This is a genomic window from Mesorhizobium sp. M0816 (genome assembly GCF_040320005.1).
Classification (GTDB): domain Bacteria; phylum Pseudomonadota; class Alphaproteobacteria; order Rhizobiales; family Rhizobiaceae; genus Mesorhizobium.
The window spans coordinates 99649-114051 of record NZ_JAMYOT010000020.1 but is presented as its reverse complement, the minus strand read 5'-3'; the positions used below and the strand labels follow the sequence as shown (position 1 = coordinate 114051).

Sequence of the window (14403 nt, the reverse complement as noted above, 5' to 3'; positions counted from 1 at the left end):
TGCTGGTTTCGACAGTCGGGTCGGTATAGGGGCCGGACGGATCGTAAGCGGTCACCGGCGGCTCGCCTGCCGTCGGATGGACGGAGATTTCGCGCATCGGCACCCTGAGCTGCGGGTGGATGGTACCGGATTTGTGGATTTTGCGTGAGGCAGGCAGCGGTCCCGTCGAGACGGCGGGGGTGAGAGCATTCATCTTGAGGCTCCTTTGCTCGTTGCATTGGAGACCCAGTTCTGTGCCGGAAGGATGAAAAGACGCTTCTAGCGACCTGCTGAAACAGGACCTCGGGCGTAAACTCCCGCAAAGCGCTTGCACCGTCCCTACGCCAGTATGAACTGGATCAGGTTCAACGGGTCACTGCGCCGCGAATGCCAGCAGTATCTCAGCCCCTTGCCGGGACTCCCCTGGTGAATGCGTGAGGTTGGACGGGACGGCTCCGGTTTGTCAAGCGCGTTCTGGCCGCGGCTGATCGGCGGCCGGTCAGACCGTGCGGAAAAAATCGTGCATGTCTCGGCGACAAGTCAAGCGTCGGAGATGAAGGCAGGGGACAAGGGAATCGCAAACCGTCGGACTAAAAATCAATCCTGATGATCACACCTTCAATGGGCACCAAAGGTTTGCGCGTAGATCGCCTCGATTCTTCCTGCCTCGTCACTGGTCAGCGCGGCGAATTCCTTTTCGCGCGCGCGGTTCGATAGATGTCCATCATTCTGGTGAAGAAAACGGAAGAGCAGATCGGTCAACCGCTCGGGCATGTCGATAAAGGCGTCCACCTGCTGCCGGAACTGATCGTAGCGCTGCAGAAATGCGGTTTCCTCGGGAAGGTCCCGTTCGATCGTCCGCTGAACGCAAGCATAGAGGAATTCGGCGTGCGGGGTTGCATCGAAGAACCGGTAGAAATCACCGGTGTCATTCAGCACCCGGACGTTGAATTGCGGCGTCGGTTCCCATTCCACCAACGGCAGAAGGCGCTGCGAATAGCTCTCGAGCACGCCCCTGTACTCGTTGATCTGGTCCAGGATCGCGGCCGAGACGGGAAAGACCACTCCCGGCGGATTGAAGCCGCGCATGGCAAGGACGTGGTGGATTAGGTAGCGGTGAATGCGGCCGTTTCCGTCCTCGAACGGGTGAATGTAGACAAAGCCGAAGGCGAGGATTGCGGCGGCTACGACTGCATCAAGCTTTTGCGCGGGGCCCTGATCGAACGCCGCCATTCCATCAATTAGCCGCGGCAGGTCCTCGGGCCGAGCGCTGATGTGATCGGGCAAGGGCGTGCCGTTGTCTCGGTCATGCTCACCGACGAAACCTCCTTCTTTTCGGAAGCCAAGTCTTACGAAACGAGCGTCACCAAGTACAATTCTTTGCAGACGCAGCAGCTCATCGCGATCGATCGGCCAGCGGCCGGCTTCGCCGATGGCGCGGCCCCAGCGCTGGATGCGATCTTGCGGCGGGTGCTCGCCCTCGATCGCATAGCTTGATCGCGAGTCTTTGAGCAAAAGAAAGGCGGCGGTCCGAGCAAGGAGGTCGCGCGGCACGTCCGCTACGATTGCCTCCGCGCGCCGCGGTAGTTCAAGGCCGATGAATTTTTCGAGAATCTTGGTGCGGAACACCAGAGGGCAGAACTCACGCGTGCCGGGGAGATTGTCCCTTACGCGATAGCGCGAAGCGGTCTTGTCGGGTCCGGGCCACTGCAGCTCGGGATCGACAACCGGAATGTATCGTCCGGCCTCCGCGTCCGGCAGATCGATACGCGCGCCCCTCAGCCATTCATATAAAAACCAGATGCGGCGGGCATAACTGCCGGTCGGGCTTTCACGGACCAGCGCCTCGATCGGCGCGGGACCGGTCACTTGGAACAGCCGCTTGAGGACGGCAAGGTCCAGTCCCTCGTACTTGAGCGCAAAGGTCAGGTGGCCTTCGAGGGTAGGATTTGGGGCATGGCGGGGGGTCATGATCCGCCAGCCTTCCCGTTCGGTAATGCGATGATGCTCGCCAGTGGCGAACAACCTACGGGGCAAGGGCGCGGCGAGCCTGTAGGCTCCGATCAGGGCGCTGTACCCGGCCGGGGTCGCCGTTTCAGGAAGGCGGATTTCCTGAAAAACGGTAACAGGACCTGAAAATTGGTGCTGTTGCACCGCAGGCATGAAAAGCGAATCCTTCCATCGAATTTTGGTTTAGTCGGCCAAAACCTATGAAAAATGATCCTATCCCATGAAAATTGATGCCACAAGACAAATTTTCCGAAAACCGATTCTAAAACGGTGCTGAAGTCGATCAAGCAAGAACTCCGCCACCGGCTCAAGGAAGCGACTTCAGACCAGAAAGGTGAGTCCAGGAACCGCCATTCGCCCGTCTCTTAGTCACGAGGCCGGCACAGATGGCCCGCCTTACGTCGAGCCGGATTGCTCGAGCGCGCCGTTCGGGGCTCACTCATAGAGCGCTCCGGTGCGCGATCCCGATTTGATAGCCGCGATCACGCTCGCGACTGATCTTGGTGACGTGGCGGCGTCGGAGTAGAAAAGTGATGCAGGATCTCGGTGGCGTCGTGTGTGTGTGTGACCTGAAGTGAGTTCTCTGCGGTATGGGGGGCGGCACGCAGCGCGCGCGTCTTCTCGGCAAACAGATCGACGAAGCGGCACCGAAGGGAAGTTCCTGGCATTCATTCTCGCCATCGCTGCCCCAATTTGCCGACCGGACTGCCGATCGATCTCGCCCAATACTTTGCGCGCCCAAGGGCCGAAGCTGAACTGGGCGGCACCTGCTCATTCGGGAGCTGACTCATGCTTGGCGCGCTAGCCCGAGAGAGCTGTGCCTGATCGAATGCGTGAAATCGTAGCTCGGGGTGGAGAGGCTGACGCGGTCATCTGTCACCCGCCTTCGGGCTGTAACGGAAAGCGCGACATCGTCTCCAATGCTCGTTCCCCACGTCGAGGGGCCCAGCGGCTTGGCTGCGGGGGGACTGTCAGCTAGTGGCCGCTGGGCCTTGACGACCAGCGAGCGTAAGAGGAGGCCCTGTGCTGGCTGACGAAAACTTGCGAGCAAAGCCACGGAAAAGCATCATTCGAACGAACTCTTTCGTCGAGACGAGGAGGGCAGTGAGGCGGTAGCCGCCGCTTTGAAGCTCTCCGGCAGCTGCTACGCTGGTCGTTCAGAGGGTCGCAGCTGCGCTTGCGCCGTCATATCAGATAAGTCTAATATAATCCGCGCCTGGCCATCGAACGCCGCGGCGCCCTCGGGTCGGCGCTATTCATCGGGTGGGCATGTCGGGCACGCAAGGGAGGACGAAATGAGACTGGTTCAGTCATTTGCATTTGCTGCTGTGCTGCTTCTTTCGTCTGCATTGTCTGCGGCCGCCCACTCGGCTCGTGAGGACATCGAAGCGGCGTTGGTAAAATTCATGGACGCCTTCAACAGCGGAAACGCAGCAGCGGTAGGTCAAATGTATACCGACGATGCCGCCCTGCTGCCACCCGACGGCAAACGCGTCGATGACCGCAAGGGCGTGGAAGAATTCTGGCAGGGCGCAATCAAGGCCGGGATGAAGAATCTCACCCTGAGGGCGCTGGAAGTGGAAGGGAGCGGGAATCTCGCCTACGAAGTTGGCGCATTTACGCTCGGTGTGCCGAGCAAAGGCGGCGCCCTCTCCACCGTCGCGGGCAAGTATCTCGTCGTCTGGAAAAAGGGCGACGACGGGACATGGCGCCTGCATCGGGACATCTGGAACTTAGGTGCGGCCGAATAGGGATAGATATCCAGGCCCTCATCGACCGTCTTGCGAAGGGTAGGGCGGCTGTATTGACCGGGATCTGGTGCTCTATTGCCAGCGCTGTCGAGTGGCAGGACGATGGGGACCGGCTAACCGCGCGGTATAGCTTCGGTCTGGCGCGCTTTCCAATGGATTTGCCGCCAATTTGGCGGATCGCTGATCAGTCGCGGTGATTGCGACCACGTCGCCAATTCCAATTCCCCGCTTCATGAAACGAGTCTGGAGCGTGCACGGCCTTAAGCAAGGGATTGCTAATGTGCGAGACAGCACGCTTCGCTCTAGCGGGTATGGCCCAGCGGCTTGGTTGAGGGGGGACTAGCAGCTAGAGGCCGCTGGGCCTTGACCAGCAGCATGCTTAAGAGGGGGCGCTGGCTGGCTGGCCAAAAACTTGCGCTCAAGGCAACGCAAAAGCATCATTCGAACGGACACTGCCCGCCAGAAGCTTATTCCAGCCGATAGAGCCACCATGGAATGCAAGCCCAGCAAACCAGATTCACCAAACATCGCATCAGGACCTGCGCTTGCCCGTCCATGGCCGCGCCAGTCCTTCGGCAATCAGCATTGCGACGCGGAGCAGCCAGCCGACCCATTATAGACCGCGACGGACGGTGATTAGGGCCAGCGCGGCGATAGGCAGCGAGCTTAACCGTTGGCGTAAGTGGAGTGTTTCACGATCTCAATTGGTTGGCTCCGCCAGGTTTCCAGCTGGCTGCCACCGGGCACGTGCCAGCTGGAGTAAACAATGAAATATTCGAAACCGGCTTTTTGGGCGGGAGCCGCGCTAGCTGCCTGCCTTTTGCCGAAACCGGCTTGGTCGAGCCAGTTCGGCTGCGCATATTGCAATGAGGGGTGAGAAACCTGGCATTCGACGGGAGCAGTGCAGTAACATGTGCGAAGCCTAGTCGAGTCTGCAAGCGGCAATCATTCGTCGTGAGTCGACGCTAGTGTGTGCGTTTCGCAGCACTCCGGCTGGCTATCTCGCGTAAGACGGCATGAAGAAGCGTTCCAATTTCCTGTTCGGCGCGCCCGGGTGCAATTCCTGATTCGGACAACTGAACGAGAATTGTCTTGGCGGTGCTGCGCCAGAACGCATTCGCCTCCTCGCCGTTCTTGGATTCCAGCACGCGGGCAACTCCCTCGACCAACTTCCGCCGCCGATACAGCGGAAACGCCCTTATGTTTGACACCGATCACCTCACCCATTCAGTCTCGCGATTAAGCATTGGCGGGTTAGAAAATCTGGTTAACGGCGTATTCTTTTTGGTAGTAGTAAGAGTTCTGTGCGGGCGGTGAACGGTGCCGCGATTAGCCAATGAGCGCGATGGCTTGGGCGCAAACTGTCGGGCAGGAATGGGTAAGAGCGGGCCGATCTCCGCTCTTCAGGGCCGGAAAAATCTCGACAATGCTCCCAATCGATTCCAGATCGAAGACGACGTCGTCAGAGCCGGTGTCATTGGCTGGCGTTCCGGAATAGCCGATGTCGTCACAATAGGATTTGATCGTCGCTGCTGCGCGACGGAGCAAGCCCGCACGCTCCGGCATCGTCAGCCGATCGACTTCATTGCCCCGCGCAGCAGTATAACCGCTGTTCCTGGGGCTCCCAAGCAGGATGTAGCTCCCCCTTTTGTTGACGCGATGTAGGTGGCCGATCATGATAACCAAGGGCGCAAAGAGCGACCCTCATGCTGGTGGGAGGATAAAAATGCAGCCACTTGTCATAGACGCGAAGCCTCAACCTATTTCAATTGATCCCGCTAACGCTGCAGTTCTCGTGGTGGACATGCAAAATGACTTCGGCTCCAAAGGTGGAATGTTCGACAGAGCCGGAATCGATATCTCCGGGATTCAACGGGCTGTCGACCCTACTGCCAGCGTAATAGCTGCCGCTCGCAATTTGAGAGTGCCCATCGTCTGTCTGAAGATGGGGTATTATTCCGACCTCTCGGACCTTGGGACATCGGACGCCCCCAACCTATCCGACATCTCCAGATCTTTCGGGTCGGTGAGAGCATGACAGCCCCGGACGGTAGCGAGGGCCGGATTCTGATCCGCGACACCTGGGGAACAGATATCGTTAACGACCTCAAGCCAGAGGCAGGGGATGTCGTCCTCTACAAAACGCGGTTCAGCGGTTTCTACGAGACCGAACTCGATTCTGTTCTGAAGACCGCAGGCATCAAACACCTCATCATGACAGGATGCACGACCAGCGTGTGTGTGGAGTCGACAATTCGGGATGCCTTCTTCAGGGACTATCACTGCATACTGCTAACGGATTGCACTAGCGAGCCCATCTCCTGGGAACGCCTCAAGGAGCAATCATGACGCCTCGATCACGCTCGTGCAGATACTCTTTGGATGGACATCGACGTCCGACCATTTCCTGAAGGCGATCGAGGAGCGAGTTCAGGGGGGTCTTGAACTAGCCGAATGAACTGGCGAGGCCGCGTATCACCCGAATTCAGATCACGGCCTTGAGATTGGGTGCGGTGACGTAGGCCCATGGCAGGAGATCGTCGATTCGGCTGTTAATAGCCGTTGACGATCCTAGTGAGGACGTCGGCGAGATAGCCGAGCGGCTCGATGCCGTTAAGTTTGCATGTTTATGCCGACCGTCGAACTATGCCGAGTGCCTCTTTCACCATGGCGGTCAGAGCGTGCTTCTCCCGCCGTTTTTTGGCCGCAGGCCAGTCGTTGACACTCGGCATAATTCTCATGCTCAAAGGGCGTTCAGGAATTCCAGAAGCCGGTCGTTTGGTCGAAATCGCTCGGCTTTGGCGCGTTCGTACGGCTTCAGCTTGGCGAGTGCGGATTCCTTCAGCTCAAGATGTGCGTGAAGATAGATCAGCGTCGTTTCCATCGTCTCATGGCCCAGCCACAGGGCAATGACCGAGCAATCGACACCGGCCTGCAGCAATTCCACGGCGGCGGTGTGCCGCTTATGTCTTGGTCGACATAGACGGCACACCTGCGCCATGCACACGCTGCAGGCGACCCGGGATGTCCGCAAAGTCTCGCTCTGGCTCGGTCACGCCAGCCTCCAAAGCACTGAAATCTACCTGCGGGCCGAGCCGACCGCTTGCCGCGATGGCGCCACCGTCGCTCAAGTCGGGTCGCTTCCGCACTCCCGCCAGGCTGCTGGCAGTGCTGAAGTCCGTCAGCCGATCGGCAGATTATGTCGAGTGATCGCTGCTCAAATACCGCAGGCGGCAAGCAATTGCCGCTGCGGACTCCGCATAATCAGACGCTCCACATAATTCCGGAAGTCGACTGGCCTCGTCGCCACCATGACCTTGACCGCACCAGTCGGCCCGATCACGACGTCACCGGGCGCGGCCTTGTCGCTGATCGTGGTTCTGAACGGCCTGCCGCGGATGGCGCCGTTCAGCCCGGTCTCCCGCATCAATCGTTCAATGGTGCAGCGGGCCACATCGAAGCCTTCGCGCTTCAATTGCCGCCACACCTTGCGCACGCCATAGACGGCGAAGTTCTCTGCAAACACTCTTGTGATCTCCGGCTTCAGAGCTAAATCCCGTTTCGCCCGCAATGACAGGCGGGAAGGATCGTGGTGTTGTGCCGCACGCGCGTGATAGGTGGACGGGGCAATCGGCAGAACCCTGCAGATTGGCTCGATCCCGTAGTCGCCACGATGATCATCAATGAAGGCGATCATTTTGAACGGGCGGTCGAGCTCCCCCTTGGCAAAATAAGCGGCTGCTTTCCGCAGGATCTCATTGGCCTGCCGAAGCTCCCGGTTCTCCCGCTCCAGAGCCTTCATCCGCGCCGTCATCTCGGTGGGGAACCCCTGCACGTTGGCCGCTGTCCACCTCCATCCGCTTCAGCCAGCCATCCAGTGCGGCTGGCGTGAGATAACGAGCCGCCACGTTTCACTCAGAACCCCGGCCCCCGCCGGGGTTTTTCATTTGCCCGGGTGATGCTAGGCTTGATAGTCTCTCTTCCGCATTTGCTTCGGGGGATGCCATGCGCACGATCGTTTTGCTGTGCAGTGCCGTGCTTTTCTCGCTCGCCCACATCCCGGCCCGCGCCGAGGAACCTTCGGTCGAACGCGGCCTCTACGTCTCGATTACCGGCAGCTGCCACGACTGTCACACCATGGGTTATCGGGAAAGCGGCGGGAAGATCGACCCGGAGAAGGCGCTCAAGGGCAGCAACATCGGTTTCCAGGGTCCATGGGGGACGAGCTATCCGGCCAACCTGCGGCTCATGGTGGCAGACGACGGCGAAGATGAGTTCGTGCGCATTGCCCGCTTTTTCGACGCAGCGCCGCCAATGCCCTGGTACAATCTCCGCAAGATGGACGAAACCGACGTGCGCTCGCTCTACCGCTATATCCGGTCGCTTGGCCCCGCCGGAGCGGCAGCACCGCAGCTGGTTGCGCCCGGCGAAAAGGTGATGACGCCCTTCATCGTGCTGGAGCCGCCGCAGATGCCGCCGCCCTGCAGTCGCGATCTCGATTGCGGCATAGGTGAAATCTGCGGCACAGCGGAACCGCGGATGTGCGTTAAGCGGTAGGCCTCAGAACAGCCGTCTGGCTCCGGTCGGGGTTTTTATTTGTCGCCATGGTGATATGTTGCCCGCATGGCGAAGTTTCGCAGGTTCTGGAGGCCAGGGGAACGGGGGAGAGGCAAAGATAGCCCCGGCCATAATTGCTCCCATCATGACCGAAATTGCTGCGGCAATGGACGTCCAATTTGCCCACACGGCGCCGGCTTTTAGTGTTTGACCGTGCCTTCAACTCTGCTGTCATACACGGATATCGCCACTCTCACGCTGCTGACGACGCCATGCTTGGACCAATGGGCACCTTCCGGTTGCGTTCGAACGCTTCGGCGCCCCATGTTTTGAGGCACAGCGCTGCCATGGAGCTGCTGCAGGCGGGCGTCGATTGTTCGGTCCCGCTCGACGGTGTTGCTGTCAATCTCGATGCGACCGTCGTCGAGGAAGCGCGAGAGGCCCTCCCAGCGCGTGAGAGTGTAGCGGATCGTCTCGGCGAGCTTTGTCTTGTGGCTGATCAGGCCGAGCTTCTCGCGCAGCCAAGGTTCGAGATCGGCGACGATAGCGCGGCTCCTTTCCTGGCGACGCACGGCGTTCGTCTGCCGACCTCGTCACTCCAAACCTGGTCGAAAACGCGTTGGCGAAGCTCTGGATCGGACGGGTATAAACCGGCCTGTTGAAAGGGATTTTTGGAACCCCCATGCTTCAGAAAGGCCGTCACTGGTGATCAAAATTAGCGCCCGTCGGGATGAACGAGTGAACGGTATGTAAAAGGAGGACATTTGCAATGATTGTCCGCCCCAACCGGCTACGAAAATTGTCCCCAACTGGCGGTTGGTAGACGCCAAGCAGCCGCGCACGTATCGTTTGTTACGATCGGGCCGCACCGGGCACAGCCCACCCCAGCGCCCACGCCCGTGCTCGGCGCAACGCTCGATCGACCCGTCGTGCTGTAGAGTGCGGCGGGTTTTTCAATGCCGATCGCGCAGCTCTTCACTGCCTTGGTGAGGGTCAGACGGTCGTTGCCGTTCTTTTTGATCAGCTTGCTGACCTGGCTCGGCCACACGCCATTTTCCCGCGCGAAATGTTCCACCTCATAAAGCGCATCGACCGACAGGCGGCCTCGGTCGAACAAGTGAACAAGTCTCGATTGCTCTTGTTCTCGTCCATTTCCGTTTTCCTACTCACTCGACATCCGACGCAGCTGGGAAATGAGGATCCGCCCGCCAATCGAGGAATGGCGGGCGGATCCTATCAGCGCAGGAAGGCACTTTTCTGCGCAGATACAAATTCGGGGCTGTTGGAGCGTCATTTCTGGCTAGCGAGCATCAGCTAGCAACCATTCCTCTCACCAAGAAGGTGATGGAGACGGCGAAAACCGGTGCAAGCAGCCAGCGAGCTTGGTGGACACTGTTCTCCATAGGCTCCTCCGTTGAGCCACGCCAACGAGTACGAACAGACACAGTTCCGGGTGGCTGCATGTGCGGGGCTATTGCGCGCTGCAGCGCAGACTTTGGTCCTACGCACGGCCAGACCGAAGACTCAGTGAGGAACGTCTGCACAAGCTTCATGTTTGGGGAAGCTTTGGCGCAAAGTTTCGCGTCCAGTGCAAGAGAGCTCACAAGGAGATAGCTATGAGAATGCGTCTTTCCACCGCAGCCGCGGGATTTCTGCTGCTGGCCGGTGTCGGTGCTGCCGCCGCTCAGGACGTGGTGATCGACCCGGAACAGGAGACGGTGATTAAGGAATATGTGAAAAAGCAGCCACTCGCTTCGGTGAAAATTCCTGGAGTGGAGCTCAATATCGGCTCAACCCTGCCCGACACAGTCGAGCTTCATGAGGTCCCGAACGTCAAATACCGCTACGTCGTCGTCGACGACCGGACCGTTGTCGTTGATCCAGGCACACGCAAGATCGTCAAAGTCATCCAGTGACCTGAACGATTTGGGGAGGAGAAGCCCGCCGTTACCAAGTTAGGCGGCGCGGGGACGAAGCGTGTTTGATAGGCTGTCGGGCGGCAATCGATCTATAGATCCGCCAGCACCAGGCCTTGGGCAACGCTTGATCAACCCGCCGTGCTGATGGGCACGGCGGGTTTTTCCAGATCACGGAGGGTTAGAATACGTTGTTAATTTATAATAGCTTTGCCGCGGGCGGCGATCAAACCATGGACAAAAGGGTCGAGGGAGACTCGGAGGAACTGCGCGGGGCGAATTTGAGCTCAGAGCCGAACGGTATGGCGTGAACGCCTTCCTTCTCGTTGTCGAACTTTTAAACCTGCTGGAAAAGCGCGGAACCATCAGCAGCGACGACGTCGCGAAAATGGCCGATGCCGCAGCACTGGCTGTTGCCGCATCCAGTCAACCTGACATGAGCAGCATTAATCTCTTGCAGGCCATCGCTGCCGCGCGCCACTCCAAATAACGGCTGTCGAGAGCGTTTTTCAGCTATTCCAAGTCCATGTCCAAACGGGGTTGCGAGGAGGTCCTATCGATTGCGCACTAAGCGTCCTTGCTGGCCGCGCCCCCGATGATCTCGTCGGCGCTGCGAGCATCGAGCACGGGCAGGGCGGCCCAGCGCCGGCGGCTGGCAGCTAGGTCTTCCAGCATTGCCGGCTTGCGAGCGTCGGATCCGAATCGACGTAGGCGCTCCTCCAGCGCGCGCTGCGAAGCGGAGCTAAACCCAACGCACGGGTTCGTTCCCGATAACGTCGCGCTTTGGCGCGGTTGCGGCAGTCTCCATTGAGAACCAGCGACGGTCCTGCAGCCGGCTTTCGTCGACAAATAGCCACCGCAGCCGCGATCATCTTGCAATTTGTGGATCTTATGCGCGGCTGCACGTGATCAGGTCGTCGGCAGACAGTGCGATCGGGCACAAGAGATCGAGCGGCTCTGGGCCGGACGTTCCATGTGCCAGGTGTCGGACCCCTTTCCCATTCGAGGCGCAAGTGGGATAGTTGTGCAGATCTGCGATTTAGTTGATCTCCTTCACGACCACCAGAATGAGAACAGTCACGATTGTTCCAGGTGGCGCAATGGCAACGACCCGAATCTGATCTCTCCGCCCAAGTGAAATACTTTCCAAAGAAGTCTCGCACCGAATTCTGCAAGTCTTTCTATCTCACAGTACGTCCTGCCGCTTTTGACAACTCCTTCCGCTTGCATATCTCGACACTCGGTCTTTCTTCGTTGTTCGGGTGATTCAGATCGGAGAAACGACAAGTGCCGGCAACCAAGATTTTGTGGGGACAGGTCCTCACCACCCTTGGGTTCGTCCTCGTGACAACATGGGCAGCGACACAATGGACGGCATGGCGGCTCGGCTTTCAGAGCCAACTCGGTCCGTCCTGGTTCGAACTGGCGGGACGGCCCATTTATCCCCCGCCGGCATTTTTCTGGTGGTGGTTTTTCTATGACGCCTACGCGCCGAAGGTCTTTGTTGAGGGCGCGGCGATTGCGGCAAGCGGCAGCCTGATGGCGATCGCCACCGCGATCGGGATGTCGGTATGGCGCGCGCGCGAGGCAAAGGACTCCGCGACCTATGGCTCGGCACGCTGGGCGACGCGAGCCGAAATCAGAGCCGCAGGCATAGTCGGTCCTGATGGCGTGGTGCTCGGCAAGCTCGACCACGACTATCTACGCCATGACGGTCCCGAACACGTGCTGTGTTTTGCGCCGACCCGAAGCGGCAAGGGTGTTGGCTTGGTCGTGCCGTCGCTGCTGACTTGGCCGGGTTCGGCAATTGTCCACGACATCAAAGGCGAAAACTGGGAACTGACGGCCGGATGGCGCGCACATTTCGGCCGGGTGCTTCTGTTCGATCCGACCAATGCCGCATCCGCGGCCTATAACCCTCTGCTGGAGGTGCGACGAGGCGAGCGGGAAGTTCGAGATGTGCAGAACGTGGCGGATGTCCTGGTCGACCCGGAAGGCACATTGGAACGCCGCAACCACTGGGAGAAGACCAGCCATGCGCTGCTGGTCGGCGCCATACTGCATGTGCTCTATGCGGAGAAAGACAAGACCCTTGCCGGCGTGGCGAACTTCCTCTCCGATCCACAGAGGCCAATCGAGACGACGTTGCGCGCCATGATGCTGACCCGGCATCTGGGCGAAGCCGGCCCGCACCCGGTCGTGGCGTCGGCTGCCCGAGAACTGCTCAACAAATCCGAAAACGAGCGCTCCGGCGTGCTCTCGACGGCCATGAGTTTTCTGGGCCTCTACCGCGATCCGGTTATGGCCAAGGTGACCTCATGTTGCCACTGGCGGATCGCCGACCTTGTCGAGGAGAGACGGCCGACGAGCCTCTATTTGGTCGTGCCGCCATCGGATATCAGCCGCACGAAGCCGCTAATCCGCCTCGTGCTTAACCAGATCGGCCGCCGACTGACGGAAGATCTCCATGCGAAGGATCATCGACAGCGTTTGTTGATGATGCTCGACGAGTTCCCGGCGCTCGGCCGGCTCGATTTCTTCGAAAGCGCGCTGGCCTTCATGGCCGGCTATGGCATCAAGTCGTTCCTGATCGCACAATCACTCAATCAGATCGAGAAGGCCTACGGACCGAACAATTCCATCCTCGACAATTGTCACGTACGGGTAAGCTTCGCCACCAATGACGAGCGGACAGCCAGCCGCTCGCCGGCCACAAAGACAACCACGCCGGCCTGATGACCAGGGATCAGATGGCGGTCCTCCGCGCCTCGATGTCGGTCGGCGACGGGCGGGAGTGGAACGCCTTCGAGGGATTGCCTGTTGGGGATTTGGAGCTGCAACGGTTCCTCGATGCCGTTCCGTTCGCGGCAAAGGGCCAGCGGCGCCGGCGCGCCCAGCGCATCGTGGTCCCTGGTCGTCTCGTCGCGGAAGCCAAAGGCAGCGTCTCCACGCAGGTCGGCTTCGGCAGAATTCTGGACGAGATTGCGCGGGCTGGCGGGCCGCTCGCCGACGCGATCGTCACGGCATCGCCCGATGTCACGGTTTCGACCAATCTCGGCCCCTGGGTCAACCGGCGCGGCCTGTTCGCGCGTCAGTCACTCGCCGACACTTTCCGCAGCGAACGCATCGCCTCGGCGCAGAAATGGGAATTCGGCACCTCCGGCCAGCACATCGAACTCGGCATCGCCGAGAACAATCTGTTCATCCTGCTGTCGGCCCTTGGGCTGTCGCATTCGATTTTCGGCAAACGGCTACTGCCGATCGGCACGCTCTACGATCCGTTCATCCAGCGCGGTCTCGATGCGCTCAATTACGCCTGCTATCAGGACGCGCGCTTCCTGCTGGTCGCCACGCCGTCCGGGGTCACATTGGCGCCGGAAGGCGGGGCGCATCAGTCGATCGCCACACCGTTGATCGGCATAGCGCAAGACGGGCTTGCCGCCTACGAGCCGGCTTTCGTCGACGAGTTGGGCGTCATCATGCGCTTTGCGCTGGATTATATGCAGCGCGACGGCGACGCCGTGCAGTCGGAGCGCACGTGGCTGCGCGACGAGACGGGCGGTTCGGTCTATCTGCGGCTCTCGACGCGCCCGGTCGAGCAGATCACGCGTAGCGTGACGCCCGTACTCGAGCAGGACATCGTCGACGGGGGCTACTGGCTGCGGCCTCCGGGTCCCAATGCCGAAGTGATTGTTGCCTATACCGGCGCGGTTGCGCCGGAGGCCATCGAGGCTATCGGCATGATGGCGGAGGACCGTCGCGACGTCGGTCTCCTGGCGGTGACCTCGGCCGATCGGCTGAACGCAGGCTGGACTGCCGCGAGCCGGGCACGCGAACGCGGCCTTGTTCACGCCAGGAGCCATGTCGAAAGGTTGTTTGCCGACCTCCCGGCGCATTGCGCCATCGTCACCGTCACCGACGGCCATCCGGCCGCGCTCGGCTGGTTGGGCTCGGTCTACGGCCATCGCACGCGCAGTCTCGGCGTCGAGCATTTTGGCCAGTCGGGCACGATCGGCGACCTTTACCGCCACTTCGGCATTGACGCCAATTCCATAGCCACAGCGGCCGACCGGATTGCCGGTGGCCGCCCCATCCGCTATCTGCGCGCTCTAGATTGATGCTGGCGACATTCTCTGGCCGAGGCCTGATCGTGGATCTGAAGTCATCCCACTCGCTGCTCGGGTAACGCA

The 14403-nt window shown here is 60.0% G+C and carries 10 protein-coding genes, 8 pseudogenes, 1 riboswitch and 1 other annotated feature; of the genes and pseudogenes, 8 read left to right on the top strand and 10 right to left on the bottom strand.

Features of this window, described 5'->3' with window-relative positions; all coding sequences use genetic code 11:
- Positions 1-193, bottom strand: a pseudogene (locus tag NKI17_RS26370) (phosphomethylpyrimidine synthase ThiC); the annotation flags it as partial.
- A 104-nt stretch (positions 194-297) separates the two neighbouring features.
- Positions 298-414: riboswitch (TPP riboswitch) on the bottom strand.
- A gap of 183 nt (positions 415-597) precedes the next feature.
- The gene (locus NKI17_RS26365) at positions 598-2142 is read right to left on the bottom strand and encodes a Fic family protein (RefSeq protein ID WP_023679202.1); all 1545 of its coding nucleotides are present in this window, start codon (positions 2140-2142) and stop codon (positions 598-600) included.
- Between the two features lie 1142 nt (positions 2143-3284).
- Here NKI17_RS26365 and NKI17_RS26360 point away from each other — a divergent pair.
- Positions 3285-3740 (top strand): YybH family protein, encoded by a 456-nt coding sequence (locus tag NKI17_RS26360; RefSeq protein WP_352907003.1) that lies wholly within the window; start codon positions 3285-3287, stop codon positions 3738-3740.
- A 965-nt stretch (positions 3741-4705) separates the two neighbouring features.
- Here the strand turns inward: NKI17_RS26360 and NKI17_RS26355 are convergent.
- Complete coding sequence (locus NKI17_RS26355) at positions 4706-4951, bottom strand: DUF6074 family protein (RefSeq protein ID WP_084641544.1); 246 nt, start codon at positions 4949-4951, stop codon at positions 4706-4708.
- Positions 4952-5069: 118 nt separating this feature from the next.
- The gene (locus tag NKI17_RS26350) at positions 5070-5426 is read right to left on the bottom strand and encodes a hypothetical protein (protein ID WP_352907002.1); all 357 of its coding nucleotides are present in this window, start codon (positions 5424-5426) and stop codon (positions 5070-5072) included.
- On the opposite strand from NKI17_RS26350, the gene NKI17_RS26345 reads away from it, so the two are divergent.
- The gene (locus NKI17_RS26345) at positions 5416-5778 is read left to right on the top strand and encodes a cysteine hydrolase family protein (protein ID WP_352644401.1); all 363 of its coding nucleotides are present in this window, start codon (positions 5416-5418) and stop codon (positions 5776-5778) included. The genes NKI17_RS26350 and NKI17_RS26345 overlap by 11 nt on opposite strands.
- Positions 5775-6089 (top strand): cysteine hydrolase family protein, encoded by a 315-nt coding sequence (locus NKI17_RS26340; protein ID WP_352644399.1) that lies wholly within the window; start codon positions 5775-5777, stop codon positions 6087-6089. The genes NKI17_RS26345 and NKI17_RS26340 overlap by 4 nt, the downstream gene beginning before the upstream one ends.
- 136 nt (positions 6090-6225) lie before the next feature.
- Here NKI17_RS26340 and NKI17_RS26335 read toward each other — a convergent pair.
- The 3 pseudogenes from NKI17_RS26335 to NKI17_RS26325 form a co-directional block, all read right to left on the bottom strand.
- Positions 6226-6367, bottom strand: a pseudogene (locus NKI17_RS26335) (transposase domain-containing protein); the annotation flags it as partial.
- A 116-nt stretch (positions 6368-6483) separates the two neighbouring features.
- Positions 6484-6702 (bottom strand): annotated as a pseudogene (locus NKI17_RS26330) (tyrosine-type recombinase/integrase); the annotation flags it as partial.
- Positions 6703-7095: 393 nt separating this feature from the next.
- Positions 7096-7618 (bottom strand): annotated as a pseudogene (locus NKI17_RS26325) (IS3 family transposase); the annotation flags it as partial.
- Positions 7363-7477 (bottom strand) — a sequence feature (AL1L pseudoknot). Its footprint overlaps the pseudogene before it by 115 nt.
- 127 nt (positions 7619-7745) lie before the next feature.
- On the opposite strand from NKI17_RS26325, the gene NKI17_RS26320 reads away from it, so the two are divergent.
- On the top strand, positions 7746-8297 hold the full coding sequence (locus NKI17_RS26320) for a hypothetical protein (protein WP_352644397.1): 552 nt from the start codon (positions 7746-7748) through the stop codon (positions 8295-8297).
- 383 nt (positions 8298-8680) lie between these two features.
- On the opposite strand, the pseudogene NKI17_RS26315 reads toward NKI17_RS26320, so the two are convergent.
- A pseudogene (locus NKI17_RS26315) lies at positions 8681-8888 on the bottom strand (IS66 family transposase); the annotation flags it as partial.
- 199 nt (positions 8889-9087) lie between these two features.
- Entirely contained in the window at positions 9088-9414 is a 327-nt protein-coding gene (locus NKI17_RS26310; RefSeq protein ID WP_352757423.1) for a hypothetical protein, read from the bottom strand.
- A 499-nt stretch (positions 9415-9913) separates the two neighbouring features.
- Between NKI17_RS26310 and NKI17_RS26305 the strand changes: the two genes are divergently transcribed.
- Both NKI17_RS26305 and NKI17_RS26300 read left to right on the top strand, forming a co-directional pair.
- Positions 9914-10213, top strand: a complete 300-nt coding sequence (locus NKI17_RS26305) for a DUF1236 domain-containing protein (RefSeq protein WP_352576674.1) — start codon at positions 9914-9916, stop codon at positions 10211-10213.
- A gap of 307 nt (positions 10214-10520) precedes the next feature.
- Complete coding sequence (locus NKI17_RS26300) at positions 10521-10703, top strand: hypothetical protein (RefSeq protein WP_352907001.1); 183 nt, start codon at positions 10521-10523, stop codon at positions 10701-10703.
- A 77-nt stretch (positions 10704-10780) separates the two neighbouring features.
- Here the strand turns inward: NKI17_RS26300 and NKI17_RS26295 are convergent.
- A pseudogene (locus NKI17_RS26295) lies at positions 10781-10951 on the bottom strand (type II toxin-antitoxin system VapB family antitoxin); the annotation flags it as partial.
- Between the two features lie 549 nt (positions 10952-11500).
- On the opposite strand from NKI17_RS26295, the pseudogene traG reads away from it, so the two are divergent.
- Both traG and NKI17_RS26285 read left to right on the top strand, forming a co-directional pair.
- Positions 11501-12940 (top strand): annotated as a pseudogene (traG, locus tag NKI17_RS26290) (IncP-type conjugal transfer protein TraG); the annotation flags it as partial.
- Positions 12913-14331: pseudogene (locus NKI17_RS26285) on the top strand (transketolase-like TK C-terminal-containing protein); the annotation flags it as partial. The pseudogenes traG and NKI17_RS26285, both read left to right, overlap by 28 nt.
- Between the last annotated feature and the right edge of the window lie 72 nt (positions 14332-14403).

Excerpts from the sequence above, each read along its gene's own strand:
- NKI17_RS26365 (WP_023679202.1), bottom strand. The coding sequence starts at position 2,142 with ATGCCTGCGGTGCAACAGCACCAATTTTCAGGTCCTGTTACCGTTTTT.
- NKI17_RS26360 (WP_352907003.1), top strand. The coding sequence starts at position 3,285 with ATGAGACTGGTTCAGTCATTTGCATTTGCTGCTGTGCTGCTTCTTTCG.
- NKI17_RS26345 (WP_352644401.1), top strand. The coding sequence starts at position 5,416 with ATGATAACCAAGGGCGCAAAGAGCGACCCTCATGCTGGTGGGAGGATA.
- NKI17_RS26340 (WP_352644399.1), top strand. The coding sequence starts at position 5,775 with ATGACAGCCCCGGACGGTAGCGAGGGCCGGATTCTGATCCGCGACACC.
- NKI17_RS26320 (WP_352644397.1), top strand. The coding sequence starts at position 7,746 with ATGCGCACGATCGTTTTGCTGTGCAGTGCCGTGCTTTTCTCGCTCGCC.
- NKI17_RS26305 (WP_352576674.1), top strand. The coding sequence starts at position 9,914 with ATGAGAATGCGTCTTTCCACCGCAGCCGCGGGATTTCTGCTGCTGGCC.